This is a genomic window from Marinilabilia salmonicolor JCM 21150, assembly GCF_000259075.1.
GTDB lineage: Bacteria > Bacteroidota > Bacteroidia > Bacteroidales > Marinilabiliaceae > Marinilabilia > Marinilabilia salmonicolor.
This window is the reverse complement of sequence record NZ_AJKI01000030.1, coordinates 19,699-39,681: the sequence shown is the minus strand read 5'-3', so window position 1 is coordinate 39,681 and position 19,983 is coordinate 19,699. Positions and strand designations below refer to the sequence as shown.

At 42.9% G+C, this 19,983-nt stretch carries 11 protein-coding genes; 5 read left to right on the top strand and 6 right to left on the bottom strand.

The window, feature by feature from the left end:
• Nucleotides 1–348: 348 nt before the first annotated feature.
• The 5 genes from W7W_RS0113815 (at nt 349) to W7W_RS0113795 (ending at nt 10,133) form a co-directional block, all read left to right on the top strand.
• Nucleotides 349–2,547, top strand: a complete 2,199-nt coding sequence (locus W7W_RS0113815; RefSeq protein WP_029510615.1) for a S9 family peptidase — start codon at nt 349–351, stop codon at nt 2,545–2,547.
• A 2-nt stretch (nt 2,548–2,549) separates the two neighbouring features.
• Nucleotides 2,550–6,029 (top strand): AAA domain-containing protein, encoded by a 3,480-nt coding sequence (locus W7W_RS0113810; protein WP_010664308.1) that lies wholly within the window; start codon nt 2,550–2,552, stop codon nt 6,027–6,029.
• 386 nt (nt 6,030–6,415) lie between these two features.
• Nucleotides 6,416–7,288, top strand: a complete 873-nt coding sequence (locus W7W_RS0113805; protein WP_010664307.1) for an electron transfer flavoprotein subunit beta/FixA family protein — start codon at nt 6,416–6,418, stop codon at nt 7,286–7,288.
• 32 nt (nt 7,289–7,320) lie between these two features.
• Nucleotides 7,321–8,340 (top strand): electron transfer flavoprotein subunit alpha/FixB family protein, encoded by a 1,020-nt coding sequence (locus W7W_RS0113800; protein WP_010664306.1) that lies wholly within the window; start codon nt 7,321–7,323, stop codon nt 8,338–8,340.
• A gap of 74 nt (nt 8,341–8,414) precedes the next feature.
• Nucleotides 8,415–10,133 carry an acyl-CoA dehydrogenase family protein gene (locus W7W_RS0113795; RefSeq protein WP_010664305.1) on the top strand — a complete coding sequence of 573 codons (1,719 nt, stop codon included), beginning with the start codon at nt 8,415–8,417 and terminating at the stop codon, nt 10,131–10,133.
• Between the two features lie 237 nt (nt 10,134–10,370).
• Here the strand turns inward: W7W_RS0113795 and W7W_RS0113790 are convergent, their stop codons facing one another.
• The 6 genes from W7W_RS0113790 to W7W_RS0113760 all read right to left on the bottom strand — a co-directional run bounded on the left by W7W_RS0113790 (nt 10,371) and on the right by W7W_RS0113760 (nt 19,339).
• Complete coding sequence (locus W7W_RS0113790; protein ID WP_010664304.1) at nt 10,371–11,141, bottom strand: LytR/AlgR family response regulator transcription factor; 771 nt, start codon at nt 11,139–11,141, stop codon at nt 10,371–10,373.
• 12 nt (nt 11,142–11,153) lie between these two features.
• The gene (locus W7W_RS0113785) at nt 11,154–12,233 is read right to left on the bottom strand and encodes a sensor histidine kinase (protein WP_010664303.1); all 1,080 of its coding nucleotides are present in this window, start codon (nt 12,231–12,233) and stop codon (nt 11,154–11,156) included.
• 7 nt (nt 12,234–12,240) lie between these two features.
• Nucleotides 12,241–13,686 (bottom strand): TolC family protein, encoded by a 1,446-nt coding sequence (locus W7W_RS0113780; RefSeq protein WP_010664302.1) that lies wholly within the window; start codon nt 13,684–13,686, stop codon nt 12,241–12,243.
• Nucleotides 13,679–16,828 carry an efflux RND transporter permease subunit gene (locus W7W_RS0113775; protein ID WP_010664301.1) on the bottom strand — a complete coding sequence of 1,050 codons (3,150 nt, stop codon included), beginning with the start codon at nt 16,826–16,828 and terminating at the stop codon, nt 13,679–13,681. The genes W7W_RS0113780 and W7W_RS0113775 overlap by 8 nt, the downstream gene beginning before the upstream one ends.
• A 70-nt stretch (nt 16,829–16,898) precedes the next feature.
• Nucleotides 16,899–17,969 carry an efflux RND transporter periplasmic adaptor subunit gene (locus W7W_RS0113770; RefSeq protein WP_010664300.1) on the bottom strand — a complete coding sequence of 357 codons (1,071 nt, stop codon included), beginning with the start codon at nt 17,967–17,969 and terminating at the stop codon, nt 16,899–16,901.
• A 347-nt stretch (nt 17,970–18,316) separates the two neighbouring features.
• On the bottom strand, nt 18,317–19,339 hold the full coding sequence (locus W7W_RS0113760; RefSeq protein ID WP_010664299.1) for a substrate-binding domain-containing protein: 1,023 nt from the start codon (nt 19,337–19,339) through the stop codon (nt 18,317–18,319).
• Nucleotides 19,340–19,983 lie beyond the last annotated feature (644 nt).

The window sequence follows — 19,983 nt, the reverse complement described above, 5'->3', positions numbered from 1 at the left end:
TCAGATAGTTTATTGGCGTTGTTTTGGGAGCCTTTAATGAAATGAGCATGGCAATGATCGCGTCAAGGTAGTATGTATAAGTTCTTGCATGCGAGTTCCATCAAGCCAATAACTTAGTTAAATTATTGGCTTAAGTTTATAGTCGCGTGTGTTTGTTTAGAGATTGCTTCGGGCCAACCCTGGCAATGACGTTCTTTTACCTTAATATGGAAGAGGTTGGCAGAGGGCATTGCCCGAAGCAAACTTAAATTGAAAAAACGTTACTTTAAACTATAGCCAAATTGTTTACTGATGAAATTATCAGAGTTGGGATTATTTTTTTTTAAGAAACTTCAGCAATTAAATATTATGCAAAAACTAACATTTTTATTTCTGACAATTATTCTTTTCGGTTCGGTGGTGGATGCTCAAAAAAAGCAGATTACCATTGAAGATATTACGAAAGCAGGGAGTTTTACTGCCAAACGAATCGACGGGCTTCGCTCCATGAATGATGGGGTGCATTATACGGCGTTGGAAGATGGTGGAACCAGAATTGTTAAGTATTCCTACAAAACAGGAGAGGCCGTGGAAGTGGTTTTTGACATTGAGAATATCAAACGTAATCCTGATGAAGTCAGCAAAATCAATGGGTATGAATTTAGTCCGGATGAAACAAAGATATTGGTTTACAATGATGTGGAGCGCATTTATCGTCGCTCTTTTCTTGCCAGCTATTATGTTTACGACCGAAAATACAGGGAACTGATTCCTCTTGCTGATGAAGGTAAACAACAGGTTCCTGCTTTCTCTCCTGACAGTTACAAGATTGCCTATGTCCGGAACAATAATATTTATCTGAAAAAGTTACGTTTTGGAACCACCAGTGCCATAACCGAAGATGGTGAAGAAAACAAAATCATCAATGGAATTCCTGACTGGGTTTACGAGGAGGAGTTTGGATACAACAGAGCGTTTGAGTGGTCTCCCGACGGTGAGGACCTGGCTTATGTGAAGTTCGATGAATCCGGGGTTAAGCAGTTTTCTTTTCCTTTGTATAAAGGAGCTCATCCTTCTCGGGAAGAGTTTTCGCTTTATCCCGGACAGTACGAATTCAAATATCCAAAAGCCGGTGAGGCCAATTCAAAAGTATCTGTGCATGTTTTTAATGTGAAAAACCGTACCACCAAGACAATAGATGTCGGGGAATTGGATGATTTTTATGTGCCAAGACTTCGCTGGAGCTATCATCCCGATAAGTTGGGGATTTTGAAAATGAACCGCTTGCAAAACCAACTGGAGTTATTTATTGCCAATCCGGCTTCAGGAGTTGCCAATGTGTTATTGACGGTACGGGAAGATAAGTTTATTACCGAAAATGTCCTGGATAATATTCAGTTTTTGCCCGATGGAAATCATTTTGTTTATGTTGGTCAGGATGATGGATTCAATCATCTTTATCTATATTCCATGGCCGGGATTCAGGTGCGGCAATTGACTTCCGGAGAATGGGATATTACCGATTTTTACGGGTTTGATGCAGACGAGGAGGTCTTTTATTTTCAGGCTGCTAAAGAGTCCCCGCTTAAGCGGGAGGTTTATTCGGTGGATATGAAAGGAGAGGAGATGGTTCGAATCACTCCTGATGAGGGATTTAATTCAGCGCATTTTAGTGATAACTTCAGGTATTTTGTGAATACTGTTTCTTCTGCCAATGAAGTCCCCGTGGTTTCGGTATATGAAGCAGAGGGTGATCTTGTGCGGGTGATTGAAGATAATAGTGATTTGGCTGAGAGACTGGCCACTTATGATGTTCCGCATAAAGAGTTTTTTCAGTTTAAGACTTCCGAGGGCATTTTGCTCAACGGTTATATGATCAAGCCACTGGATTTTGATGCGCAAAATCGCTATCCTGTACTGATGTCTCAGTACAGTGGCCCCAACTCTCAGGAAGTTCTTGACAGGTATGGAGTCAACTGGGAGCAATACCTTGCTTTGAACGGTTACCTGGTAGTTTCTGTAGATGGTCGTGGTACCGGCGCCAGGGGGGAAGAGTTTCAAAAATCTACGTATAAACAACTGGGACGGCTGGAGTCAGATGATCAGATTGAGACTGCCAGATATCTTGGAGGTTTGAGTTATGTTGATGCTTCCCGCATTGGTATCTGGGGATGGAGTTTTGGAGGTTATATGTCCTCAATTTGTCTGAGTAGAAGCGACCTCTTTAAAGTCGGTATTGCTGTTGCTCCGGTGACCAATTGGAGGTATTATGATACCATTTATACCGAACGTTTCATGCGTAAACCACAACAGAATCCAAATGGATATGACGATAACAGTCCCATTAATATGGCTGAGAATTTAAGTGGCCGGTTATTTCTGATTCATGGTAGCGCTGATGACAATGTGCATTTTCAGAACACCATGGAATATGCCGAGCAATTGATCCAGGCGGGTAAGCAGTTTGATATGTTTGTTTATCCTAACCGGAACCACAGTATTTATGGTGGAAACACCCGTTATCACCTTTATACTATGATGAGTCAGTATCTTTTTGATAATTTGTAGCAATGCACAATCCTGCCCGTCGTTTCTTCGACCACCTGCTAACTATTGAGGAAAACGAAACTTTTTCGCTTGACGAAAAGGTCATACGGTTGCGTTTATCCCTGGAGCAATGTTGTAAATTTCTTACCCGGGAAGATGGTCTGTCTTTTTCCAATCTGTTCGGGCGGTTGGAGTATTTATGCAATAAAAAGCAACTTGACAAAAGGCAAAAGAGCCGGTTGCATGAGTTTAGAATATTTGCCAATAAGGTTGTTCGACAGACTTCAACATCCGGAATTGATGAATACTACAGGGGGCTAAAGGTTCTGGCACAGTCTTACGGACTTTTCTTTGGGGTGGAGATTCCATCTGATGTGAGAAGTTTGTATGCTACCCGCGAACTTGGAGAGGAATTCAAAGGGAGTTATCATGTCAATCCTTCCGGCTTTCGGGCCATGCTGTTGAAAATTGACACCGAAAATCATGAGTTACTGGTACAGCCTGATGTTTCCGGAGAGTCCTCTCCCGTGATTGTGTTGTATGATGTTCAGGGCGTGAATGATGATTTGACTCCTTCGGTGGAGTTGATGCAACCCGGACAGCAGCTTCAGCTGCTTGAAACACATAGAAATAAGGATGGTAAAGTGGTTGCAGGCCTTATTGTGCTGGAACCTGATTATTTACTTGATGTTACTTCAGTTGCCAAATGTTTTCAGAACATTCAGGGACGAAAAATAAGGGCTTTTGAACTGTTTTTTGTGGGTCGCTCCGAAACCCGGAAATTGTCTAAAGCCATTCATAAGGGAAATGTGGCCAACCTTTTTTTTGATGAGCTACTTAATGAGCAACCGGGGGCAGTGAAAGAGTTCCGGAGTGTGCTGATGGATTCATTCCGCTTATTTCCGCTTCCTTATACTTCGCTTGATGGAATAAATAAAGGCTATTTTGATGAGTTGGAAGAGCAGTTTTCAAATCTCAGACGTGTGGTGGACCGTGATTTTCTGAAAGGAGACCATCAGCCTATCGATCGCAGGAAGAGTAATCTGGAAGTTTCCCTGATGAGTCCTGAGGTTGGGTTGCAGGGGCGGATGGACCTTTTTGATGAAACTTCCAGTGAAAGTGGTAGTTATCAATCCAAAATCATCGAGCTCAAGTCGGGCAAACTGCCGTTTCCTTCGCATGATGCGTCGGTGGTGGCCGAAGATCATGCCGCCCAGGTTCGGATGTATAATATGATGGCTCAAAGGGTGCTGGGGTATAATCCGAAAAAGATATTTAATGCGGTACTTTATTCTGCCTCTTCCAATAGCGGTGAAGCTTTGCGTTATGTCTCCCATTTTAAGAGTTTCGAACGTGAAATACTGAACGTAAGAAATCAGATTGTCTCCTGGGAATATCGGTTTGCGGCAGATTATGCGCCATTTTCGTTTAGTGAGGATTTTGTCAGGAGTCTGGACTTGAAGAAATATGGATTAAATATCTCAGATAAAAGGTTTTCATGGTTTTTTAATAAGTTTCTGGATTTTAAACATCTGATACTAGAGCGGATAACCCCTCTGGAACGGGCTTATTTTTTTTCTTTTGTATCTTTTATCAGCCGGGAAAAAATTCTCAGTAAGGTTGGCGATGGGGAATACACCAAGGGGTTATCGGCTCTTTGGAACAAAACAGACCTGACAGATGAAGATGCTTTTAACGAATTGCGTAATCTGACAATTAAAGAGAATTATGCCGATACCGAAAGTGCATCAATTACGCTGAAACGACCGTTAAACGGGGATAAGTTTATCAATTTCAGACGGGGAGATATTTGTGTTTTGTATCCTCATCATAAGGAGAAAGCACTTGCCACACAGCATCGGGTATTGAAGTGTTCCATCGAATCACTCAGTAATGATGAGGTTTGCGTCCGGTTGCGGCAAAAACAGAGTTCTTTAGACTACTTTAATGGCTTTGCTTCATGGGTTTTGGAGCATGACTCGCTGGACAATAATTTTGAACAGATGCATGCAGGATTGTTTGAATTTCTTAAACTTCCCGAAGCACGTCGTAAGCTGTTACTGGGACTCATTCCTCCTCAAACGTCCGGAAGTGAGGTGCGGGAACTTGTCTCAAAAGAGGCCCGTTATTTGGAGGAGAGCCGTATGGAACAAAACCGTGTACTCTCTGAAGCACTGAATGCCAAAGATTACTATTTACTGGTGGGACCACCCGGAACCGGCAAAACTAAACTCTTTTTGAAGCGTTTGGTGGAAGAACTTATTCATGAAACTTCTCTGAATGTTCTCTTGGTCAGTTATACCAATCGCGCCGTTGATGAAATGTGTTCTTCGGTTCGTGGCATGGTGAACGACCGGATGATCCGCATTGGGTCTTCTCTCGGGTGTGATCGGATACATGAGGATTTGTTACTGGACAATACGATAAAACCTTTAAACAACCGTAAAGAGATTCGCCATCTTATTGAAGAAACCCGTCTTTTTGCCGGAACGTTGTCTTCTGTGCTTGGAAAAAACGAGTTGTTTGAGTTGAAGCAATTTGATGTTGTTATTGTGGATGAAGCCTCTCAGATTTTGGAGCCCAATATTATTCACCTGTTGGGGAGGGTGAAAAAGTTTGTGCTGATAGGGGATGAGCGTCAGTTGCCTGCGGTAGTTACCCAGTCACCCGTAGAATCTGTGGTGGATGCTGAAGAATTGAAGGCCATTGGTCTTTTTGATCGTCGCAATTCCTTTTTTGAACGAATGCTTTATTTGTGCAAGAGAAACAACTGGGATTCTGTTTGGGGTGAACTGACCTTCCAGGGACGTATGCATCCCGATTTGTCCGGCTTTGCAAATGAGTATTTTTACAATAATAAGCTCAAAACCGCTGCCTTATCGCATCAAAAGGGGCAACTGGTAACTGATGGGTTTGTTGCTGATACAGAAATATCTGCATTGATTGCGGCACAAAGGATGGTTTTTATTCCCTCCACTTTTTCAGCCCGTGATATTTCTGAAAAATACAACCCGCTTGAGGCAGCGCTCATCAGCAAACTGCTGAAGGAACTGGTGACTGTTCATGGCTTTAGGAGCGACGAGGAGATCGTGGAGCGTGTTGGAATTATTACCCCGTACCGAAATCAGATTGCGGCGATCCGTGACCAGTTGGAAAGAGATGGTTTTAGTTGCTTTGATTCCATTCAAACCGATACGGTGGAGCGTTACCAGGGAAGTCAGAAAGATTTTATTCTTGTGTCGTTTTGTATGAATAAGCCTTCTCAACTGGATTTTCTGGTGCAAAACCGGGTGAGGATTGAAGACAGATCCGGTGACCGGATGGTACCCGTTGAGGTGGATAGAAAGCTGAATGTAACGCTCACCAGGGCCCGCAAACAAATTATCCTGACAGGAAATGAGGCCGTCCTGGGGCACGATGCCATTTATGGTGCTTTGATTGACGATATTCGCAAAAATGGAGGATATTTTCAGAAAGGTGCCAGGGCCATTGTTGAAGATTAGAATGGGGTGACAAAACGCCTTGAACTTGAACTTTCTATCTCAAACACGTGAAAAACGTTTAGTTTATGGACAGACACTTCTATAAGCAAACCCCGGCTATCATCACTCAACTTCGTATTAAGACCAGTTTTAAATTACATCCTCTGCTTCAATTTATTTCCATTTCAACTCCGGATTACCTTTTTTCCTTTATTCGAATTATAACTATCTGAAAGGGCGTTTTTTAACAGTATTTTGGTCTTTTTTTTTCGAGCGAAGTCGGAATGTTCGAATATTTAAATATTTGTATAACAGAATCTTTGAGGTGTTTGGAGATTGCTCCGTTTTGTTATATTTGTGATGCTTTTTTGAAAGAAATATTATCAAATTTAAACACATTATAGAAAATGGGATTAAAAATTATTGTTCTTGCCAAGCAGGTGCCCGATACCCGCAATGTGGGCAAGGATGCCATGAAAGCCGATGGTACAGTGAACCGTGCGGCTCTGCCGGCTATTTTCAACCCGGAAGACCTTAATGCGTTGGAACAGGCCCTGAGATTGAAAGACAAATATCCGGGAACTACCGTGACTTTGTTGACCATGGGGCCCGGACGTGCTGCCGACATCATTCGTGAAGGCTTGTTTCGTGGTGCTGATGATGGGATTTTGCTGACCGATCGTGCTTTCGCAGGTTCTGACACACTTGCTACTTCTTATGCCATTTCCTGTGCTATCAGGAAAATAGCGAAGTATGATCTGATCATTGCCGGTCGGCAAGCCATTGATGGTGATACCGCACAGGTTGGGCCGCAGGTGGCCGAGAAAATAGGTATTCCACAGGTTACTTATGGTGAAGAGATCTACAGTGTTGAAAAAGGAAAAATTTCCATGAAACGCCGTCTGGAAAGAGGTGTGGAGACTGTTGAGTGTCCGGTGCCTGCAGTGGTAACCATTAATAGTTCGGCTTCTGCCTGTCGTCCGCGTAACGCCAAATTGGTGCAGAAATACAAACATGCACAAACAATTACCGAACGTCAGAATCAGGCTGAAGATTACATTGATCTGACCAACGACCGTCCTTATTTGAACATTCCCGAATGGAGTGTCAATGATATCGAAAGCGATCTTCAGATGCTTGGATTATCGGGATCACCCACCAAAGTGAAACAGATCGAGAACGTGGTTTTTCAGGCCAAGGAATCAAGGAAAATCCAGGCCAATGATCAGGAGATTGAAGAGCTGGTGAAAGAACTGATTGCCAATCATACCATTGGTTAGAGACGGCTTACGAACTTAAAACGAATTTAGAAATGGACAATATATTTGTTATTTGTGAAATTGAAGATGGCAAGGTGGCCGATGTAAGTCTTGAATTACTTACCAAGGGAAGGTCACTGGCCAATCAGCTCAATTGCAAACTGGAGGCTCTTGCTCTGGGCCATAAACTGAAGGGTATTGAAGATCAGATTTATCCTTATGGCGCTGATGTTGTGCACGTGGGAGACGATAAACGTCTGGAACCATACACTACACTGCCTTTTACTTCCATTATTATGGAGCTCTTTAAAAAGGAGAAGCCACAGATTGCACTGCTTGGTGCCACGACTATGGGACGTGATCTTGGTCCACGGGTTTCTTCTGCCTTGCAGAGCGGTCTAACGGCCGACTGTACTGCTCTTGAAATTGGTGATCATGAAGATAAAAAAGCTAAAAAGACTTATAAGAATCTTCTCTATCAGATAAGGCCTGCTTTCGGAGGTAACATTGTGGCTACCATTATCAATCCCGACTGTCGTCCTCAGATGGCTACCGTTCGCGAAGGCGTAATGAAAAAAGAGGTGTTCTCGAAAACGCATAAGGGAACTTTAAAAACGATTGACGCAGGGGCAATTCTGAAGCCAGAAGATAATGTTGTGAAGGTGATTGAGCGTCACATTGAGAAGAACCGTGTCAACATCAAAAACTCCTCTATTATTATTTCAGGAGGGTATGGAATGGCTTCCAAAGAGAACTTCTCCGTATTGTATGAGTTGGCTGAGGTATTGGGAGGTGAAGTTGGAGCTTCACGTGCGGCAGTTGATGCCGGTTTTGCCGATCATGACCGGCAGGTTGGACAGACAGGTGTGACTGTTCGTCCCAAACTTTATATTGCCTGTGGTATCTCAGGACAGATTCAGCATACAGCAGGAATGGAAGAGTCATCCATGGTTATTGCCATTAACAATGATCCGGGAGCTCCCATCAATAAAATTGCCGATTATGTGATTACTGGTGATGTGATGGATATTATTCCCAAGCTTATCAAATCCTATAAAAAGAACTCCAAATAGAGTTTTTTCAATGTTGTATCTTTTGATCCGAAAGCACTTGATGTTTTTCAGGACAGATAAATAAAAGAGAAAAAATGGCTAATTTTTTTACAGATAATCCGGATCTTAAATTTCATCTTTCACACCCGTTGATGAAAAAGATCGTGGCCCTCAAAGAGAATAATTTTGAGGACAAGGACAAGTTTGATTATGCCCCGCTGGACTTTGAAGATGCCATGGACAGCTACGAAAAGGTGTTGGAAATAGTGGGGGAGATCAGTGGCGATATTGTGGCTCCAAATGCGGAAGGTGTTGATGCTGAAGGCCCGAAAATTGAAAACAATGAGGTGGTCTATGCCAAAGGAACTCAGGAAAACCTGGATGCTTTGGTCAAAGCCGGTCTCATGGGGATTACACTTCCCCGTAAATATGAAGGACTTAACTTCCCCATTGTTCCTTACATTATGGCGGCTGATCTGGTCTCACGTGCCGATGCCGGTTTTGTGAATATCTGGGGACTGCAGGATTGTGCCGAGACCATTAACGAATTTGCTGATGAAGATCAGAAAATGCGCTTTCTGCCTCGTATTTCCAGAGGGGAGACTGCTGCAATGGATCTTACAGAACCCGATGCCGGATCAGACCTTCAGGCTGTGCAGCTGAAAGCTACTTTCAATGAAAAGGATGGTAAATGGTATCTTAATGGTGTAAAGCGCTTTATTACCAATGGCGATGGCGATGTTTCACTGGTTCTTGCACGTTCTGAAGAGGGGACTACTGATGGTCGCGGGTTGTCTATGTTCATTTATGATCGTGCTCACAAGGCGGTGAAAATCCGTAGGATTGAGAATAAAATGGGTATTAAGGGATCGCCCACCTGTGAACTGGTATTTAAAGATGCACCTGCCGAATTGGTAGGATCCCGTAAACTGGGACTTATCAAGTATGTGATGGCACTGATGAATGGTGCCCGCCTGGGAATTGGTGCTCAGTCGGTGGGTCTCAGTGAAGCGGCTTACCGTGAAGCATTGGAGTATGCCAAAGAGCGGGAGCAGTTTGGGAAAAGCATCATTAAATTTCCCGCTGTATATGAGTTGCTGGCAACCATGAAGGCAAAACTGGATGCTTCCCGTACTTTGCTTTATGAAACAAGTCGTTACGTAGATGTTTACAAGGCTTACATGCACCTCTCCGAGAAGCGCCAACTTACGAAGGAGGAGCGTGATGACATGAAGTACTATCAACGTTTGGCTGATTTCTTTACACCACTGCTTAAGGGAATGAGTAGTGAGTATTGCAACCAGCTGGCCTATGATGCATTACAGATTCACGGGGGTAGTGGCTTTATGAAAGATTATCCCATTGAACGCATTTATCGGGATGCCCGCATTACCACCATCTATGAAGGTACCACACAGCTTCAGGTGGTTGCTGCCATTCGTGGGGTGACTACAGATGGTTATCTGAAACGTATCCGCGAGTTTGAGGCCATGTCTTTACGCCCGGAGTTGCACGGTTATCGTCGTACCCTTATCGGGATGACCGAAGAGTATGAAAAGGCGGTTAAAGCAGTTGTTGCAGTAAAAGACAATGAGTATCTTGATTTCCATGCCCGTCGTTTGGTGGAAATGGCAGGACACATCATTATGGGCTATTTGCTGTTGCTTGATACCGAACGGGATGATAAGTTCCGTAACTCAACCGAGATCTATATCCAGATGGGACGGGCCGAGAACCGTGCACGTGCTGAGTTTATTGCCAATTCCTCATTGGATGATTTGGGACAATTTAAACAGGTTCAGGAATCGGTTTAACAGAAACCAAACTACTAAAATAAAGAAATGCAGCACTCCTGAGGGTTTGCTGCATTTTTTGTTCTTGAGTGGAAGTAGTGTTTTCTTTGAATTGTATTCTCTGTGAAAGTTGTACTTAGCGTGCATTATTTCTTTAGGAACCAAGGCTTTCCCTTTTATGGAATGCATAAAGTTTTTTGATAAGTTGCTATGCTCTCACCTCTCAACCCTCACCTCTCAACCCTCAACCCTGATCCCTCACTGATTTATCCACTCCTTAAAACTTCTGGCTCTTTCGCGGCTTACCACAATTCTCTCCTGTGCGTCGGGTCTGGTTTTAACAATAAGTTTTCCGTTAAACCAGTTTTCCACCTTATGGATGGCGTCGATGTTTAGGATATATTGGCGGTTTGCTCTGAAAAATATGACAGGATCCAGTTCTTTCTCCAATTTGTCGAGGGTGTAATCCACGATGTGGTGATGGTTGTCAAAAGTCACTGCCGTGGTGATTTTATTGGCACTAATGAGCCAGGCTACTTTTTCAGTATCCACTTTCTGGAATCCGTCAGCCAGATTGGTCAGCAGCCTTGAGCGATAGGTGCTGGTCCGGGAGTCAAGAAGTTTGGAAAGTGACAGATAATCAAAACCTATATTTGAAGGTGACTCTTTATCCTGAAAGAGTCGTTCATATTTCTTGATGGCTTCTGTCAGCTTCTGTTGGTTGATGGGTTTTAACAAATAGTCAATACTGTTGACTTTAAAAGCCTGAATGGCGTATTCATCATAGGCAGTGGTGAAGATGATCATTCCGGATACTTCGGTCTTTTCGAATATCTCGAAACTGCTTCCGTCCGAAAGCTGAATGTCCATGAATATTAAATCCGGCTGGGGTGAGCTCTGAAGGAATTCAACGGTTGCTTCCACACTATCGGTTTCACCAATAATTTCCCAATCAGGTCGTAATTTCTTTACGTTGTCCCTGAGCAGGCGACGGGTTGGAAATTCATCCTCTACAATCAGAATTCTCATAGTTTTATGGTTTTATTCATATTGATAAAGCAATGGAAACTCTACGCAAAAAGATGTTTCCGTCTTTTTAATTTTTATGGGGTCACCGGTGAGCATTTCGTATCGTTTGGAGATATTATCCAGACCAGTGCCCGTTCCGTGAATGTTTGTTTTGGGTTGTAGATTATTACACACTGTCATGTTTTTTTTATCCTTGATGCCAAGTTGGATGGTAAGCGGGTGCTTCTCTGATGCCTGGTTGTGCTTAATGGCATTTTCAATGAGCAGTTGCAAAGACATGGGAGGGAGGTGATGATCCATGAAAGCTTCAGGGATTTCTATAAGTACCTTCAACGAATTGCCCATCCGTTGCTGGTGGAGAAAGATAAAATCATTTAAAAACTCCAGTTCTTCACGCACAGGTACGGTAAGGTCATTTTTCTTTTGCAGAAGATACCGGTAAACATCTGCAAGTTTTTGAGCGAATTCAATGGCTGTTTCGGGATTGTAATGAATCTCCGAAATCAGAGTACTGAAACTGTTGAATAGAAAGTGGGGGTTGAGCTGGTTTTGCAACACTTTATAGTCGGAAAGTAATTTGGCCTGCTTGAGTGCTTCGGCTTCTAAAACAGATTTCTTCCAGTTGAGGAAAAAACTTTTGAGAAACAGCGTGCTGTTGAATAAGAGCACGAAAATTAATCCGAAGATGAAAACCAACAAAGCAGACATAAAAAAGTGTTGTTGCCGGTAAACATCATCCGGAAGACTGATAAAAGCGATTATCCCTATAAAAAGGGTCCATAATAAGCTCCATCCCAGTTGCTGCCGGGTTCGTAAGGTTATCTTGAAAAACCAGGGAGATTTTCTGTCCAGAACTCTGTTGATGATAATGTTTCCTTCGCTGATGAGGTTGAAGGCTATTATGGATATGATAAATGGAGGAGCCAGGGGCTCAGGAGATTCGCCATATAAAAAATAGACCAGCAGAATTACAGAAAAACCAATGGCAGAGACAATCAGAAAGCGGAAAACTGTTGGTTTAATACCTTTTCCGATGATCGATACGGGTGTTCTGGTAAACTCTTCCGGTATTTGATTGGGCTGTTTTCTCATGCTAAAATTATTTTTTTACCGATAAACGTCCTGTTGCTTTTAGATAATAGGTGTGCATGAGTTTTAGAGAAGTTTCAGCATCGATGTACTCACTTCTGGCCTTTTGCCATTGTACCTGTGCTTCCAGTAAATCCACCAGGGGTTCCATTCCTTCCTCAAAAAGCGATTGGCTTGTTTCCAGGTTTTCCTGTGCCTGTTCCAGTGCTTTTTCTGTAAGTTCCAGGCGGGTAAATGATTCTTCCAGGTTGAAGCGGGCGCGGGCAATGTCTAGTTGGAGGAGCTTTTCATTTTCTTCCAGTTCCATGCGTGCCACTTCTGTTTCAAGTTGCGCTTTTGATAATCTGTTTCGTTCTTCAAACCACTTAAAAATGGGTATTTTAACTGAAGCCATGGCTGAAAAGGCCATCTCATCAGTTCCCTGACCGTTTATTTCAAGCCCTCCAAGATAACTGTATCCCGCAGAGATTCCTATCTGAGGCAACATTTCGGCACGAGCCAATTTCTCTTGATGTTGTTTTACGGCAATGGCATCGTTCAGGAGCTGATATTCCGGACGGTCGGACGGATTGTTACCATCGGCCGGACGAATATCAGGGAGTTCTGTTTCTTCTGTTTCATCGATGTGTAATTCTGTCTCAAGGGGTAACCCAATGATCCGGCACAGGTTCATGGCAGCCAGTTGTAAACCACTGTTTGCTTTTTGTTTCAGGAGTATCGCTTCATTGCGCTTAACCTGAACTTTCAGCAATTCGTTGCGGGTGGACATTCCTTCCCGGTTGGTTGCCTCAATGGTTGCCTCCAGCGAATCGAGCAATACTTTATACTCATTGGCAGCTTTTTTTTTCTCTTTGACCGCCAGATACTGAAAATAAGCGGCATCCACACTGGAAATTACTTCCGATTTTTTCAGATCCATTTGCTTCTTTGACATCTCTATGCCTGTGCCTGCCAGTTTGTTGGCTGCTCTGATTTTACCGCCCAGGTAAACAGGCTGCTCAAGCTGAACGCCTGCAGTGGTAACTCCCTCCATGCCGATGTTCAGGTTCATGTCGGGCATCATGGCATACATATTAAATACCGGGTTGCCATCTGGTCCGGTTACCGGCTGACCAGTATTGGGATTCATCTGAACGTTGGGCTGCATCTCTCCATTTTGTCCGGGGGTGTAGGTGGGCAGGTATCCTCCTTCCAGGGAGTACTCCAGAGGATCCGGTTTGTAAAAATACAATCCCGAAGCACTCAGTTTTGGCAGGTGTTGAGCCCGGGCAATTTTGCCGGAAAGAAGGGCCTGTTCATGGCGGTTTTCCGAAATTTTAATCTGGCGGGAATAATCCAGCGCCATTTCCCGGCATTTTTGCTGATTTAGTTCTACCTGTGCGGATGCAGCGAATGAAGATATCAGTACAAGCGCAATTGGTGTGATGTATTTAATGATTTTCATAGAATCAGGCATTTTCTTTTTTTTTGGCTTTTTTGCTTAATGGATGAATAACGTTGTAGAAAAGGGCATACAGCACCGGCATCATCAGTAGAGTAATGATGGTCCCGATGAGTAGTCCTGCCATCATGGTGACAGCCATAGAACCGAACATGGCATCTGTAACCAGTGGAATCATTCCCAGAATTGTGGTTAGTGATGCCATCATTACCGGTCTTAACCGTGAAGTGGAAGCATCCATGAGGGCGGCGAACCGTTGTTTGCCTTCCTTGACCTGCAACTCCACCTCTTCCAGTAATACCACGCCATTCTTTATCATCATCCCCATCAGTCCTAAGGCCCCAACAATGGCCACAAACCCGAATTCCTTGCCTGAGACAAGCATTCCAAGCACGATGCCAATGATGGCCAGCGGAAGACTGAAGATGATAATCAGTGGCTTTTTATAGTCGTTAAAAAGGGCTATTAATACTGCTATCATCAGAACAATGGCCAGCGGAAGGTACATAAAGAGGTACTTTTGTGATTCGGAGCTGGCTTCATACTCTCCCTGCCATTCCATTGTGTACCCCGGGGGTAGCGGAATGTCCTCAATTTCCGGAAGAATGCTTTTGCGAACATCTTCGGCCGTTAGTCCCGGTGCTGGGTTGCATTGTGCTTTTATGGCCCGTTGACCGTTGTATCGACGCACAACTGGCTCTTCCCAATGTACATCAATGCTTTGTATTGCCTGGTTCATGGGGACCGCTCCAACCGTTGATTCCACAATATCGGATATGGATATGGCTCCCGACATCACTGCTTTTAGATTGTCCGGGTCAAGATTGCTTAGTGATGGCAGCATGCTGAAAGCAGGCGATGTCTCCAGATTTTCAACCGGTTCTCCATCGTTATCTGTACTTTTTACATAAATGGGAATCGAGCGTGTGCCGTCGTAAAAATTGCCAATGGGTAGTCCGTCTGTGGCAGTCAGAAGTGACAATGCTATGTCCGGACGTGTCAGACCTGTTCTTCGCGCCATCGGCTGATTGTAATCAGCCATCAGTACTTTTGATGAGGGTTCCCAGTCATCCGTAATCAGTTGGGCTCCTGGATCTTCTTCCATGATGTTTTTTGCCTGGGCTGTGAGTTCTTTTAATACAGCAGGGTCGGGACCGGTAAAGAGTACTTCTACCGGAAACTTTTTGTACATCAGGTTGTAACGCTTAACTCTGGCATAAGCCTGAGGATAGTTTTCGGTTAGGTACTTTTGTAATTTCGGCAACATTCCCGGCAGTTCATCTGCATCTGCAAAATCCACAATCAATTCCCCGTAGTTCATTGCTGGTTCGGCTATGGACCGCACCAGGTTGTAACGCGATGGAGTTCCCCCCAGGCTGGTGGTGACATTAGTTATCTCAGGAAGCTCCATCAAATGTTGCTCAATTTCAGCCAAATCCGCATCTACCGTTTCAATACGTGTACCGACAGGCATCTTGTATTCGATGTAAAGCTGATTATAGGTGAGATCCGGGAAAAAAGTCTGGGGAATCAGTGGAAACAGTAAAGCACTTGCGCCCATCAGCAGCGTGACAATTCCGATGGCTACCGTTTTGTGATAGAGCAGGTAACTGAGCCATCGTCTGTGAATGCTGTATATCCTGGTGCTGTAGAGCTTTTTCTCTTCTCCTTCGGTTGCTTCTTTTTGTTTAAACTGTTTGTCGGCCATCATAGGGGCCTGTGTGAGGGCCAACACCCAGCTCAGAAGGAGCGAAACGGCCAGTACAATAAACAAATCACGGACATACTCACCTGAGGTGTCCGGCGATAGAAAAATGGGAAGAAAAGCAAAAATGGCGATGAGGGTTGCACCCAGCAGGGGCCATGCAGTTTTTTTGGCGGTATTGACCAGTGCTTTTTTCTTTTTCATGCCGTTTTGCAGGTCTATGAGGATGCCGTCCACAATAACAATGGCATTATCCACCAACATTCCCATGGCCACGATGAGCGATGCCAGCGATACCCGTTGAAGCGTTCCGTTGAACAGATTTAAAACCACAAATGACCCCAGAATAGTCAGCAATAGACCACTTCCGATTATGATTCCACTGCGCCAGCCCATTGATAACATCAGGATGAGAATGACGATGGCTACCGATTGCGCCAGATTGAACATAAACGTGGAGATGGCATTGCTTACCTTATCCGGCTGAAAAAATACCTTTTTGAAGTCGATGCCGGCCGGAATTCTGGATTGCTTTAACTCTGTAAGGCGCTGATCAACTGCTTCACCCAGTTTTATGACATTTCCGCCACTCTGCATGGCAATTGAGATGCCCAGCGCAGGCTGAGAATTATAGCGCATGGCTTCCCGGTACGGGGTGTCAGCAGTTCTTTCAATATCTGCAATGTCATCCAGGCGAACCTGATCGTCCTCATGTCCCTGAATAATCAGGTTGCGGATATCGTTGATGTCGTCGAAATCGTTGGTGACATCTACTCTGATGCGTTCCCGGCCTGCTTCAAAATATCCGGCATACACAGTCTCATTCTGGCTGTCCAGGGCCATCAGGACCTCTGAGGGATGAACTCCAAGACTGGCCATTTTTTCCTGATGTATATTGATGTTTATGCAGGGAGGCCGGTCGCCGAAAATTTTCACACGTTTTACATCGGGGAGGCTTTCAATCTCCTGTTTGATGAGCATTCCGTAATCATGCATCTCATCAAAAGAAAAACCATCAGCTGTCATGGCATAAAAAAGCCCGTAAACATCCCCAAAATCATCAACTACGATGGGAGGATTTGCTTTTGCCGGTAACTGTGAGGCTGCACGGTTCACTTTTCTGCGGAGAATATCCCATTTTTGCTCTATCTCATCCGGAGAGATGGTGGGATCAAGCTCAACGGTAATTTCCGAATAATCAGCTTCCGAACGGGATTCTATTTTTTTGATGTCGCCCATGGTTTTGATGGCTTTTTCAAGCACATCTGTCACTTCCAGTTCTGTTTCATGGGCCGATGCACCGGGATAAATCGTGACCACCAGGGCTTGTTTTACCTTTATTTCAGGATCTTCAAGTTTACTCATAGATTGAAAAGACATAATGCCTCCAACTGCGAGAACTACCAGAAAAAAGTAAAAAAGTATTTTGTTTTTGAATGCAAATTCTGTCATGGTTGAGCAGATATTTATTGTCTTTGCGAGAAAGTATATGATTTTTTATGCTTGTTGAGTTGATTGGGGGTTACAAAAGTCCTCCTACATTGCTTTTAGTCGGAGCAGGCATCCTGCGAACTTTCTGACCTTCGGTAAGATTGTGGACACCCGCGCTTACAATGATTTCTGATCCCTGAAAATCTCCTTTTACCACTGCGATGCCTGATGATCTGACTTTAATGATTTTCACCTTTTTTGCGCTGACTGTTTCATCCTCTTCATTAAAAACCCATATTTCGGAGCTGCCTGATTTTTCAAATATGGCAGAAGATGGCAATTCAAAAAGGGGGGATTTATCTGTTTGGTATTGAATGATGACTTCTGCACTCATCCCCGGCAGAATGATATCCCGGGCATTTGCTTTTAAACTGAAATAAGCGGGATAAAGTCCGTTTAGATTGGCTTGAGAGACAATATTTCTTAGTTCCAGGGGCCACTCCTTCCCCGGCAGAGAGGAAGACTGACAGGAAAAACGCCGGAAATCTTCTTTTTTCAGGAAATCGGAAGCCGGAAGATGGGCAATAATTTCAAATTCCTTATTGTTGTAGAACGAAATTACGGGCATTCCTGCATCAACAGTTTCCCCTTGTTCAAAAAATATTTTGCTGATATGGCCGGCGAAGGGTGCTTTTAGTTTGGTGTCTTCCAGTGCATTGGAGTGTGCCTCATATTTTGCCGAAATTTGTTTTAATCCTGAAACTGCTTTTTCGTAGTCGTTTGCCGATATTTTGTCTTTTTTATAAAGTGCTGTGATTCTTTCCACTTCACTTTTTACCTCACGGTATTTGGCTTCTGTTGCCTGAAGTTGAACCCGGTAATCACGCGGATCAATTTGTGCTAAAACATCTCCCTTATTTACTGTATCTCCTTCTTTTACATTGACCTTCAATATGGGGCCTGCCACTCTGAAAGATAATTTTACTTCAGAGGCCGATTTGATTCTCGCAGGATATTTTTTTGTCAGCACCGATTCAATCTGACGGATTTCTGTTGTTTTAATAATGGCCGGAAGTTCTTCCTTTTGCTGCTTTTGAGAGCAGGAAGAAAAGAGGAGTATTGCCGAAACAATACAGAAGTTAAGTATTACAGGGTTTCTCATTGTTGAATTTTGTTTTCTTGTTTCGTATTTCCGTGCAAAAGTATTTTAACAGCTACATAATTTAAGAAAACAATTACTGAAGTCCAATAAATCGGTTCTGAAGTGTCGGTTTTTAAATAAAAAACGGACTGCAAATGTGCAATCCGTTTCCTTTTTGGAAAAAAAAATCCTTTTTACCCGGAATCAGCCTAACCTAGTGCCAAGTCAAGGCGTGTGAAAAATCTAAACCGCAGAATACTAATGTATTTGAGGATTTAGATTTTGAGCAACAACGCAGAAGTTGGACTTTATATACAAACACTATATATACAAACACTAACCTAATCTGTGATAGGTAATGGCTACAATTAATAAATCTCTTCTCGTTTGTAAAATCCGCTTTCAATGAGCACTTTATCAATATTTTCTTTGGTGACGGGAATGGAGCTGATTTGAACGGTGGGGACATCTTTAAATCCGTTGTTGGAATAAGTGATTTCATGAGTTTTGTCCAGCTTTTCTCCGTTCAGGATATCAACAGCAACATCTGCTGCTTTGTAGGCTATCTGCTTAAGCGGATGATACATTGTCATATGCTGTGTGCCTTCCACAATCCGGCGGCATGACTCTAACTGAGCGTCCTGTCCGGTAATGATTACTTTGCCTGCCAAATCATATTTTTCCAAAACCTCTATGCAGCCAACCGACATCCCGTCGAAACATGATACTATTGCGTCAATTGGTTCAGGATTGGCTTTCATGAGCTGTTCCAGTTCGTGTGCGGCATTCACCGGATTCCAGCTTTCAATAAAAGTTTTATAGAGGATGTTTATTTTTCCGGCATCAATATGTGGTTGTAATGTTTCATCGATGGATTCCATTAATTCAACAGCGTTTTTGTCAAATCTGTCACCATTAAGGATGACGTAATTTCCGGATGGTTTTTGTTTTAAGGCATAACCGACCATGTCTTTTCCCAGTTCGTCATTGTTACCACTGATGTAAACATCCAGGTCAGAGTTGGCAATCAGTCGGTTGTAAGCAATCACCGGAATATCTCTGGCTTTGGCTTCTTTTACAATATTTTCCGCTGTGTTGATATTTACGGCAATAAGAGTAAGTAGGTCAATGCCATCTTCCATCATTTGAATGGCTTTTTCGTATTGAACGGCATCATTGTCGCCTGCATGGTCAATGACGACATTGACACCCAATTCTTTAGCTCGTTCTTTAAAAAACTGACTTTCTTTATTGAAACGGATGGTGACATTTGAGCTGTAGAGGAAGCCAATTTTCTTTCCTTCACTCTTTTTGCATGAAGGAAGTGCTGTGAATAAAACAACCAATAATGTGAATGAAAGGATTGAAGTAATTAGTTTTTTTGTATTCATTTTCCTTTTGTTTTCTGAATAAAATAAGTGAAAAAAGAAAAGGTTAAAGATAGTTTGAGCGAAAATAAGTCTTTTTTATCTTTTTATTTTGAAATGGTAGAAAATTTTTAAAATTTTGAAGAATTATTTATTGTAAGGTATTGTTTCGTGTTCTTTCTATTTCTGGTCGAATGCAGAGCTATCCTTATTGTAAAATAAGTATGGAAGTCTGGTTTCTTAAATCTGCCACATCTTATCCAAATATGTTTGGGTATAGTGGGAGAATAAAAGAATTTTGGAGTTCCGCCACGTCAATTAATTCAGACTGTTTTTATACTGAACAAACGAACATGATATTTTTAAGCAGAATATCACCAGTTTTTTATTTTTAACCTGGTTAATACATGAATCTTCGTAATGAGATGTTCAAACAGAAAGAAATAATGGCAACCACAAATAAAAATTCAGAAGGGAAAAATAAATTATATTCATTCCAATTTTTATTGAGGACGCCACTTTTTTGCAGGTAGTTGAACATTGCAATAGATTAGTTATGAAGTGTTCAGGTTAAAAAAAAGAATCTGCAACAGTTCGGTGATGTCTTGAACCTTTCCTCAAACCCTCAGATGTTTTTCGCCGGATAATTGTCACTATCCTGGTTTTTT